Annotated in this window: 10 protein-coding genes; 7 read left to right on the top strand and 3 right to left on the bottom strand. The window is 71.4% G+C overall.

Features of this window, described 5'->3' with window-relative positions; translation table 11 throughout:
• Positions 1-837 (top strand): urocanate hydratase (hutU, locus tag ACFVH2_RS10445; protein ID WP_378475701.1); only part of this gene is annotated, 837 nt, incomplete at its 5' end.
• Between the two features lie 300 nt (positions 838-1,137).
• On the opposite strand, the gene ACFVH2_RS10440 is transcribed toward hutU, so the two are convergent.
• The 3 genes from ACFVH2_RS10440 to ACFVH2_RS10430 all read right to left on the bottom strand — a co-directional run bounded on the left by ACFVH2_RS10440 (position 1,138) and on the right by ACFVH2_RS10430 (position 3,857).
• Positions 1,138-1,563 carry a hypothetical protein gene (locus ACFVH2_RS10440; protein WP_378422161.1) on the bottom strand — a complete coding sequence of 142 codons (426 nt, stop codon included), beginning with the start codon at positions 1,561-1,563 and terminating at the stop codon, positions 1,138-1,140.
• Between the two features lie 90 nt (positions 1,564-1,653).
• Entirely contained in the window at positions 1,654-2,400 is a 747-nt protein-coding gene (locus tag ACFVH2_RS10435) for an amidohydrolase family protein (RefSeq protein ID WP_378422159.1), read from the bottom strand.
• A gap of 89 nt (positions 2,401-2,489) precedes the next feature.
• Positions 2,490-3,857: an FAD-dependent oxidoreductase gene (locus ACFVH2_RS10430; RefSeq protein ID WP_378422158.1), complete on the bottom strand. Its 1,368-nt coding sequence runs from the start codon at positions 3,855-3,857 to the stop codon at positions 2,490-2,492.
• Between the two features lie 360 nt (positions 3,858-4,217).
• Between ACFVH2_RS10430 and ACFVH2_RS10425 the strand changes: the two genes are divergently transcribed.
• The 6 genes from ACFVH2_RS10425 (at position 4,218) to ACFVH2_RS10400 (ending at position 10,053) form a co-directional block, all read left to right on the top strand.
• Positions 4,218-4,634 carry a rhodanese-like domain-containing protein gene (locus ACFVH2_RS10425; protein WP_378422156.1) on the top strand — a complete coding sequence of 139 codons (417 nt, stop codon included), beginning with the start codon at positions 4,218-4,220 and terminating at the stop codon, positions 4,632-4,634.
• Positions 4,631-5,854 carry an O-succinylhomoserine sulfhydrylase gene (locus ACFVH2_RS10420; RefSeq protein WP_378422154.1) on the top strand — a complete coding sequence of 408 codons (1,224 nt, stop codon included), beginning with the start codon at positions 4,631-4,633 and terminating at the stop codon, positions 5,852-5,854. Before ACFVH2_RS10425 ends, ACFVH2_RS10420 begins: the two co-directional genes overlap by 4 nt.
• A 104-nt stretch (positions 5,855-5,958) precedes the next feature.
• Entirely contained in the window at positions 5,959-6,843 is an 885-nt protein-coding gene (locus ACFVH2_RS10415; RefSeq protein WP_378422200.1) for an ABC transporter substrate-binding protein, read from the top strand.
• Entirely contained in the window at positions 6,843-7,919 is a 1,077-nt protein-coding gene (locus ACFVH2_RS10410) for a FecCD family ABC transporter permease (RefSeq protein WP_378422152.1), read from the top strand. The genes ACFVH2_RS10415 and ACFVH2_RS10410 overlap by 1 nt, the downstream gene beginning before the upstream one ends.
• Positions 7,916-8,704 carry an ABC transporter ATP-binding protein gene (locus ACFVH2_RS10405; RefSeq protein ID WP_378422150.1) on the top strand — a complete coding sequence of 263 codons (789 nt, stop codon included), beginning with the start codon at positions 7,916-7,918 and terminating at the stop codon, positions 8,702-8,704. The genes ACFVH2_RS10410 and ACFVH2_RS10405 overlap by 4 nt, the downstream gene beginning before the upstream one ends.
• A complete protein-coding gene (locus ACFVH2_RS10400; protein ID WP_378422149.1) occupies positions 8,704-10,053 on the top strand; it encodes a bifunctional adenosylcobinamide kinase/adenosylcobinamide-phosphate guanylyltransferase in 1,350 nt (449 codons plus the stop codon). The genes ACFVH2_RS10405 and ACFVH2_RS10400 overlap by 1 nt, the downstream gene beginning before the upstream one ends.
• Positions 10,054-10,071 lie beyond the last annotated feature (18 nt).

The raw sequence follows: 10,071 nt of genomic DNA, 5'->3' as shown, positions 1-10,071 counted from the left end.
TTCGCCGACATGAAGGCGATGGCCGAGAAGGACCCGGCGCACTTCACCGAGGAGTCCCGCAAGTCGATGGCCGCGCACGTCGAGGCGATGGTCGGGTTCATGGACAAGGGCGCCGAGGTCTTCGACTACGGCAACTCCATCCGCGACGAGGCCCGCAAGGGCGGCTACGACCGCGCATTCGCGTTCCCCGGCTTCGTCCCCGCCTACATCCGCCCGCTCTTCGAGGAAGGCCTCGGCCCGTTCCGCTGGGCCGCGCTCTCCGGTGACCCCAAGGACATCGAGGCCACCGACAAGGCGATCCTCGAGCTGTTCCCCGAGAACGAGCACCTCAAGCGCTGGATCACCATGGCCGGCGAGAAGGTCGCCTTCGAGGGCCTGCCCGCCCGCATCTGCTGGCTCGGCTACGGCGAACGCCACAAGGCCGGCCTGAAGTTCAACGAGATGGTCGCCTCGGGTGAGCTGTCCGCGCCGCTGGCCATCGGCCGCGACCACCTCGACTCCGGCTCCGTCGCCTCGCCGTACCGCGAGACCGAGGCCATGGCCGACGGCTCCGACGCGATCGCCGACTGGCCGCTGCTCAACGCCCTCGTCAACACCGCCTCCGGCGCCTCCTGGGTGTCGATCCACCACGGCGGCGGCGTCGGCATGGGCCGCTCCATCCACGCCGGCCAGGTGTGCATCGCCGACGGCACCGAACTGGCCGCGCAGAAGATCGAGCGGGTGCTCACCAACGACCCGGGCATGGGCGTCATCCGACACGCGGACGCCGGCTACGAGCACGCGATCGAGACCGCACGCACCCGTGGCGTCCGCATCCCGATGACCGAGAACGACTGACGCGCGAGCGACCGAGCTGATTCCCCTCCGCCGGGGTAGCGAAACAGCATTCTGGGCAACGAGTGCATTCACCCGATCAGAACCCGTTGTCGAGCATGGACCGCTATCCCGGCGGGCCGAGTGGCCCGGACCGCCACGATCAGACGCCGGCGTCCTTCGCCTCCTGCGCCACGGCGTGCGCCGCATCCGAGGCTGCCTGCAGGTAGCCTCGCTCGCCACCCCAACGGGCGGAACAGTCCGTCTCCCCCACCGCGCTCACCGCCGCGACACCGCGGGCAGCAAGCAGGCGATCAGCACGCCCTAGTGGAGTTGCCCGGCCGCGAAACCCGTGAGCAGGACCGTGAACGCGCCGATCTCGCCGACCGCGAGTGCGATCGTCGACACGCGCAGCGCCGTGTCCGGGTGTGCGTACTGGTTGGTGGTGTCGCGTCGAGCGCCATGCAGGACATAGCTGCCGATGGCTGCGACGAAGAAGAACACCAGGATCGCCGCGCAGGTGGCGTTCACGGCCGTCGGCCAGTCGCTGAGCTCGACGAACACCGCGACGAGCAGCGTCGCGAACGAGTACATCAGCGCCGAGCGGTGCGCGATGTCGACGTAGGGATGCGCGAGGTGGTTCTCGCTCACCGACATCTGCCGGTACTTCCACACGCCGAGGCCCAACGCGAGCAGGAAGATCAGCCCGGCGGCCAGGAGCGTGAGCGTGGTGTCGATCCCGAGGTCCATGCGGACAGTGTGGACGACGCCGATCGCGAACCCCCGCGCCCGCCGAGTGAACGTACCGTTCGTTCGATCAGATCGAGTGAACGCTTCCGTTCACTCGGCGGGGTGCAGGCGGTACCAGGCGCGGGCGTTGCCGCCGAGGACGGCCTCGAGGTCGTCGCCGACGGCCTCGGTGATCAGGTCCAGGTCGGCCGCCTCGAAGGCGCGGCGGGCCCGGGTGCCGGGCAGGTCGGTGCCGAACATCAGCGCGCCCGGATTGACCCTGTGGATGCGTCGCAGCGCGTCGCCGACGTCGTCGATGGTGGCGCGGCCGAATCCGGTCGCCTTCACCTTCACCCCGCGGTCCACCAGGTTCAGTAGGTACGGCAGGCCGCGGGTGGACATGCCGAGATGGTCGATGCTGACCGCGGGAAGCTTCTTGAACACGGGTTCGAGCGAGAGCAGCAGCGCGGCGTCCACGTAGAACTCGGCGTGCCAGCCGGCCAGCTCCCAGGCCCGCAGGGCCTGCGTGGTCAGCAGCTTCACGTCGGTTGCGCTGCGCCGCAGGTTGAACCGCAGCGCGCGCACGCCCGCCCGGTCCAGCGCGAGGATGTCCTCGTCGGTGGCGTCCTCGGGGAGCTGGGTCACCCCGACCCAGCCGGGTCCGAGTTCCGCGAGGGCGGCGACCAGGTAGTCCTGGTTGGTGCCCTGGTACGAGGCGGTGACGACCGCGCCGCCGTCCACGCCGAACCCGTCGACCCGCGCGCGGTAGTCGGCGATGGTGAAGGGGTCCGGCAGGTAGCCGTCGTTCTCGACCAGCGCGAATCGCGGATCGATGATGTGTACGTGGGCGTCAAACACCGGTCAAGGATGCCTTGTCTAGAGGACGCGATGCGGCGTCCGTCCCGTTCACCGGGGCGGACGCCGCATCGCGGATGGAACCGTTGGTGCTACTTCTTCGAGGCGCGGAGCATGTCCTCGCGCTCGACGACCTTGATGCGCTCGCGGCCCTCGGGCTCGCCGAGCGACCGCTCGTGCGCGTCGAGGCGGTACCAGCCGTCCCAGGTCGTGAACGGGACCTGCTTGCCCTCCAGGAAGGCGGTGACGGCGTCCTCGTCGGGTTCGGCGGCCCCGACGAAGTTCGCCGCGTCCTCCAGCAGGCAGGCGATGGTCTCGTTGGCGTCGCCCTTGGTGTGACCGATGAGGCCGACGGGACCGCGCTTGATCCAGCCCGTGACGTAGGTGCCCGCGAGGTGCGTGCCGTCGTCCCCGATGACCCGGCCGGCCTCGTTGGGGATGGTGCCGGCCTGCTCGTCGAACGGCAGCTGGGCGATGTTCTGCGAGAGGTAGCCGACGGCGCGGTACACGGCCGTGACGTCCCAGTCGTTGAACTTGCCGGTGCCCCGGACGTTGCCGGTGCCGTCGAGTTCGGTGCGTTCGGTGCGCAGGCCGACGACCTTGCCGTCCTCGCCGAGCACCTCCGACGGCGACTCGAAGAAGTGCAGGAACAGCTTGTGCGGGCGGTTGCCCACGTCGCGGATCGCCCAGTCCTGCAGCGTGTTCGCGACCATGTCGACCTGCTTGGAGTTGCGCCGCGCGGCCTCGGAACCCTCGTCGTAGTCGATGTCCTCGGGGTCGACGATGACCTCGATGGTGGGGGAGTGGTCGAGCTCGCGCAGCTCCAGCGGGGTGAACTTGGCCTGCGCCGGGCCGCGGCGGCCGAAGACGTGCACCTCGACGGCCTTGTTGTTCTTGAGGCCCTCGTACACGTTCGCGGGGATCTCGGTGGGCAGCAGCTCGTCGCCGGTCTTGGCGAGCACGCGCGCGATGTCGAGCGCGACGTTGCCGACGCCGAGGACCGCGACCTTCTCGGCCTCGAGCGGCCAGGTGCGCGGCACGTCCGGGTGGCCGTCGTACCAGGAGACGAAGTCGGCGGCGCCGTAGCTGCCGTCGAGGTCGATGCCCGGGATGTCCAGCGCGCGGTCGGCGTTGGCGCCGGTGGAGAAGATCACCGCGTCGTAGAAGCGGCGCAGGTCCTCGAGGGTGATGTCGGTGCCGTAGTCGATGTTGCCCAGCAGCCGGACCTGGTCCTTGTCGAGCACCTTGTGCAGGGCGGTGATGATGCCCTTGATGCGCGGGTGGTCGGGCGCGACGCCGTAGCGGATCAGGCCGAAGGGCGCGGGCATGCGTTCGTACAGGTCGATGGACACGCCGCGGCCCGATGCGGTGTCGGACTTCATCAGGGCGTCGGCGGCGTAGATGCCGGCGGGGCCGGCGCCGACGATGGCGATGCGGAGCGGACGATTCTGGTCAGTCATCTCGAACGAACTACCTCTTCGACTAGCGGACGGACGGTTCGGTGCTGGTACCAGCCTTACCGGCGAGTGTTCAGCTTAAACTGAGCCGTACCTGACAGGTGAGTGCAGCCCTGTCGCCGGGCCCTCGTGAGTCGATCCTCCGCCACGGCGGCCGACTCCGCTAGGGCAGCCCGACTTGAGGGGGCACAAGCAACGGTTGTGACAAGGCAGCGTTGCCGGTGGCGCACGCGGCCGCAACCCTTACCGACAGCGCTGAGTGAAACCCTTCCGGGTCGCCGCGCCGTCTGCTCGGACGGGGCCCGCGGCCGGGGAGGCTGCCGCCGGGTGAGCGCCTCCGCGGGGTTGTGAAAAACTGTTCCCATGAGCTACGCAGGCGACATCACTCCCGAGCAGGCATGGGACCTGCTGCGCGAGCATCCCGGGGCGGTCCTCGTCGACTGTCGTACCGACGCGGAGTGGCGGTTCGTCGGGGTGCCCGACACCTCCGAACTGGGCCGGACCCCGGTGTTGATCGAGTGGGTCAGCGTCAGCGGCGCCCGCAACGACAACTTCGTCGACCAGCTCGAGGAGGCCGGCATCACGGGCGGCGAGGAGCGCGAGGTCGTGTTCCTGTGCCGTTCGGGCCAGCGTTCCATCGGCGCCGCGGAGGCGGCGACCGCGGCCGGTATCGGCCCGTCCTACAACGTTCTCGACGGCTTCGAGGGTGGCATCGACGCGAACGGTCATCGCGGCGCGGTCGGCTGGCGCGCGGTCGGACTTCCCTGGAGGCAGCAATGAGTGGCATTCCCCAAGGCGGCGCCTTCCACAAGGAGCTTCCGCCGAACGTCGGGCTCGGCACCCTCGGCGTGCGCGGTGGCGTGATGCGCACCGGCTTCGAGGAGACCTCGGAGGCGATGTTCCTCAACTCCGGCTTCGTCTACGAGTCGGCGGGCGCGGCCGAGCAGGCGTTCACCGGGGAGGTGGACCACTTCGTCTACTCCCGCTACGGCAACCCGACCGTGAAGATGTTCGAGGAGCGGATGCGCCTCATCGAGGGCGCCGAGGCCTGCTTCGCCACCGCCAGCGGCATGTCGGCGGTGTTCACCGCGCTCGGCGCGCTGCTGAAGGCGGGCGATCGACTGGTCGCCGCCCGCAGTCTCTTCGGCTCCTGCTTCGTGGTGTGTAACGAGATCCTGCCGCGCTGGGGCGTGGAGACCGTCTTCGTCGACGGCGAGGACCTCGAGCAGTGGGAGCAGGCGCTGTCGGTGCCGACCACCGCGGTGTTCTTCGAGACGCCGTCCAACCCGATGCAGACCCTGGTCGACGTCCGCAAGGTCTCCGAGATGGCGCACGCCGCCGGTGCACAGGTGGTGCTGGACAACGTCTTCGCCACCCCGCTGCTGCAGCGCAGCCTCGACCTGGGCGCCGACGTCGTGGTCTACTCCGGCACCAAGCACATCGACGGTCAGGGTCGAGTGCTCGGCGGGGCGATCCTCGGCACCGAGGAGTACATCGACGGGCCGGTCAAGAACCTGATGCGTCACACAGGTCCGGCGCTGAGCCCATTCAACGCCTGGACCCTCCTCAAGGGCCTCGAGACCATGCCGGTCCGGCTGCGGCACACGGTGGACTCCACGCTGAAGATCGCGCAGTTCCTCGAGGGCCACCAGGCGATCCGCTGGGTGAAGTACCCGTACCTCGCGTCGCACCCGCAGTACGACCTGGCGACGACGCAGATGAGCGGCGGCGGCACAGTCGTCACCTTCGAGCTCGACGCGCCCGACGGCGAGGGCAAGAAGCGCGCGTTCGAGATGCTCGACGCGCTGCGCGTCATCGACATCTCCAACAACCTGGGCGACGCCAAGTCGCTGATCACCCACCCCGCGACGACCACACACCGGGCGATGGGACCGGAGGGACGGGCCGCGGTCGGGCTCACCGACGGGGTGGTGCGACTGTCGGTCGGGCTCGAGGACGTCGAGGACCTGCTCGCCGACCTGGAGAACGCGCTGCGCTAGCGGCGAACCGGATGACGAGATCGGCTGTGTCGACAGGTTTCTCACGATCGGCGTCGGTCCGCCGACCTCGATTCGCCGGCATCGCCGCGCTCCTCGGCGCGGCGATGCTGGCCTTCGCGACGGGTTGCGCGAGCAGTCCGCCCGATCGCCCCGCACCCACCACGGGCGACGGCGCCTTCCCGGTGTCGGTGCGGTCGGGTCCGGCGAACTCCACCGACACCGTCACCGTCGACGCGCGGCCGACGCGGATCGTCTCGCTCAGCCCGACCGCGACCGAGACCCTGTGGGCGGTCGGCGCGGGCGGGCAGGTGGTCGCCGTCGACGACAAGTCCGACTATCCGGCGGGCGTCCCGACCACCACCCTCTCCGGTTACGCCCCGAACGTCGAGGCGATCATCGGCAAGGAACCCGACCTGGTGATCGCCTCGGAGGACAACGGCGGGCTGGTCTCCGGGCTGAAGGCGGCCGGGGTGCCCACCCTGCTGCTCCCCGCCGCGGCGAACCTCGACGAGGCGTACGGGCAGATCGAGCGCGTCGGGTCGGCGACCGGACACACGCCGGAGGCGATCGCCGTGACCGCGTCGATGCGCAGCGAGATCGCCTCGGCGGTGCAGTCCGCGCCTGCGCGCGCCCAGCAGCGGACCTACTTCCACGAACTCGACGACACGCTCTACACGATCACCGACAAGACCTTCCTCGGCGAGATCTACGCGCTCTTCGGACTGCGGAGCATCGCGGCCGGCGGCGGGTCGGGCGGCGACTACCCGCAACTGTCGGCGGAGTACGTCGTGTCCGCCGATCCGGACCTGATCTTCCTCGCCGACAGTCAGTGCTGCGGCGTCACCCCCGACACGGTCGCCGCGCGCCCCGGGTGGTCGGGCCTGGCCGCGTTGCGCGCCAGGCAGATTCACGTCCTCGACGCGGACCTCGCCAGCCGCTGGGGGCCGCGCGTGGTCGACCTCGTACGCAGCATCGCCGCGGCGGCCTGATGCGCCCCGCGCAGTGGAGCGCTTCCGGAGTCCAGGCCAGCCGTATCCGCACCACTGCGCGCAGCGCACCGCTGCTGGTGGTCGGCGGCGCCGTGGTCGTGCTCCTCGCGGCGTTGCTGATCGGCGCCGTGACCGGGCCGGCCGGACTGACCGTGCGCGGGGTGATCGTGGACCTGCTGGACGCGGTCCCGGGCGTGCACCTCGACTCGGGACTGTCCGCGCAGCAGCACGCCGTCCTGTCGCAGATCCGGCTGCCCCGGGTGGTGCTCGGTGCGCTCGTCGGCGCGACCCTCGCGATCGCCGGCGCCGCCTATCAGGGCGTGTTCCGCAACCCGCTCGCCGACCCGTTCCTGCTCGGTGTCTCGAGCGGCGCCGGGCTCGGCGCCACCGCGGCGATCGTCTCCGGCGCGGCCATGGGCACGTTCGGCGTGCCGGCGGCGGCGTTCGCGGGCGGCATCGTGGCGGTGGCCGCGACGTACTCGCTGGGCCGCGGGGTCGGGGGCGCGCGCAGCGAGGTGGTGATCATCCTCGCGGGGGTCGCGGTGGCGGCCTTCGCGAATGCGGCGCAGACGTTCCTGCAGCAGGGGCACGACGAGACGCTGCGGCAGGTGTACAGCTGGTTGCTCGGCAGGCTGAGCACCGACGGCTGGACGCAGGTGCTGGTGGTGCTGCCGTACGTGGTGGTCGCGGCCGCGGTGATCGGCCTGCACCGGCGGGTGCTCGACGTGATGGCGGTCGGCGACGTGGAGGCCGCGAGCCTGGGCGTGCACCCGGCCCGGGTGCGGCTGACGCTGGTGGCCGCCGCGACGCTCGGCACCGCGGCGGTGGTCAGCGTGAGCGGGCTGATCGGTTTCGTCGGGATCGTGGTGCCGCACTCGATCCGGTTGCTGGTCGGGCCGGGACACCGGCTGCTGCTGCCGCTGTCGCTGATCCTCGGCGCGGCCTTCCTGGTGCTCGCCGACGTGGTCGCGCGGACGGCGATGTCGCCGGCGGAGCTGCCGATCGGCGTGGTGACCGCCGCCGTCGGCGCGCCGTTCTTCCTGTTGATCCTGCGGCGTGGGCAGCGGGCACCGTGATCGAGTGCGCGGGACTGCGGGTCGAGCGCGGCGGGGTTGACGTGCTGGACGGGGTGGATCTGGTTGTCCGGCAGGGCGAGTGGGTCGCGGTGGTCGGGCCGAACGGGGCGGGCAAGACCACCCTGCTGCACGCGCTGGCCGGGCTGGTGCCGTTCGTCGGGACGGTGTCCGTCGCCGGGCACGATCCCGGTCGGGCAGCCCGGCGCGCGATGTCGCGGGCGGTCGCGCTGATGCCGCAACGGCCCGTGGTGCCGGACGGGGTGAGCGTGGCCGATCTCGTCGCGCTCGGCCGCACCCCGCACCTGCCGCGTTTCGGCACCGAGACCGGCCGCGACCGGGAGGTGGTCGAGGCGGTGATCGAGCGGCTCGACCTGTCCGGGCTGTCCCACCGGCCGGCCGCCGAGCTGTCGGGCGGCGAACTGCAGCGGGTGGTGCTCGCGCGTGCCCTCGCCCAGCAGCCGCGGGTGCTGCTGCTCGACGAGCCGACCAGCGCGCTCGACATCGGTCACCAGCAGCAGGTGCTCGACCTCGTGCAGAGCCTGCGGGCGGCGGACGGCATCACCGTGGTGGCCGCGATGCACGACCTCACCCTCGCGGGGCAGTACGGCCGGCGCGTCGTCCTGCTCGACGGCGGTCGGGTGGTCGCGGACGGGTCCCCGAGGGAGGTTCTGCGGGCGGACCGGATCAACGAGGTGTACGGCGCCCGGGTCGAGGTCCTGGACCGCCCGGGAGGTCCGGTGGTGTTGCCGGTCGGGCCGCCCGAGCCGGGCGCGGGGAGGGAGTGATGGAGGTCGTGCTGCTCGGCACCGGCGCGGCCGACGGCTGGCCGAACCCGTTCTGCGGCTGCGCGTCCTGCCGGAGCGCGCTGGAGCGCGGGCAGATTCGCGCGCAGACCGCCGCCCTCGTCGACGACGTGCTGCTGCTCGACTGCGGACCGGAGGTGCCGCGAGCCGCGGCCCACGCCGGGAGGTCGCTGGCCGGGGTGCGGCACCTGTTGCTCACCCACGCCCACCCCGACCACACCGGGCCGCTGGCGTTGCTGATGCGGTCGTGGGCGGGCCGGACCGAACCCCTGGACGTCGTCGGCCCGCCGGAGGCGTTGGATCTGTGCCGCGACTGGGTCGGACCTGGCGACCCGATCCGGTGGTTGCCGGTCGCGCCGGGCTCCGTGCTGCGGGTGGGGGAGCACGCCGTGCGGGTGTTGCCCGCGGCGCACCGGGTGGTCCGTGCCGGCGATGCGGTGCTCTACGAGGTCGCCGGACCGGACAGCCGGAAACTGTTGTGGGCCACCGATACCGGACCACTGCCGATCGAGACGCTCGACGCGGTGCGAGGAGCTCGGTACGACGCGGTGTTCCTGGAGGAGACCTTCGGCGACCTCGCCGATCACGAACCCGACCACCTCGACCTGACCACCTTCCCGCGGACCCTCGCCGCGCTGCGGGTGGCAGGTGCGGTCGTCGACGGAACCGACGTGATCGCGGTGCACCTGGGCCATCACAATCCGATCGACCTCCCGGAGCGCCTGCGGCCGTGGGGAGTCCGCGTCGTCGACGACGGAGCGGTGATCGTGCTCGGGGAGCCGGGGCCGAAAACCACACTGCCACAACGGACGCTGGTCCTCGGTGGGGCGCGGGCCGGCAAGTCCACGTTCGCGCAGCGATTGCTCGCCGACCGCGACGACGTCACCTACCTGGCGACCGGCGGTCCGGCGAACGGCGACGCAGAGTGGGCCGAGCGGATCGCCGCGCACCGCGCGTCGCGGCCGGCGTGCTGGCGCACCGCCGAGACCGACGACGTCGTGACGACGCTGCGCGCGGCGTCGGGTCCGGTGCTCGTCGACTGCCTCGGGACCTGGCTGACCCGCCGCATCGACGACCGCGGCGCGTGGACGGACGAATCCGGCTGGGCGGCAGTGCAGTCCGACGTCGACGAGCTGCTGGCGGTGTGGCGGGCGGCGCCGGTGCCCGTCGTCGCGGTGAGCAACGAGGTCGGCAGCGGCGTCGTCCCGGCGACCGCCTCGGGTCGACGCTTCCGGGACGCGCTGGGCCGGCTCAACGCCGCGGTCGCCGCCGAATCCGAGTCGGTGGTGCTGGTGACCGCGGGCATCGCGCGGGAGTTGCGGGAACGCTGACGGTGGCCGGGTGTACTC

The organism is Rhodococcus sp. NPDC127527 (genome assembly GCF_042672245.1).
GTDB lineage: Bacteria > Actinomycetota > Actinomycetes > Mycobacteriales > Mycobacteriaceae > Rhodococcus_G.
This window is presented reverse-complemented; position numbering and strand designations above follow the sequence as displayed.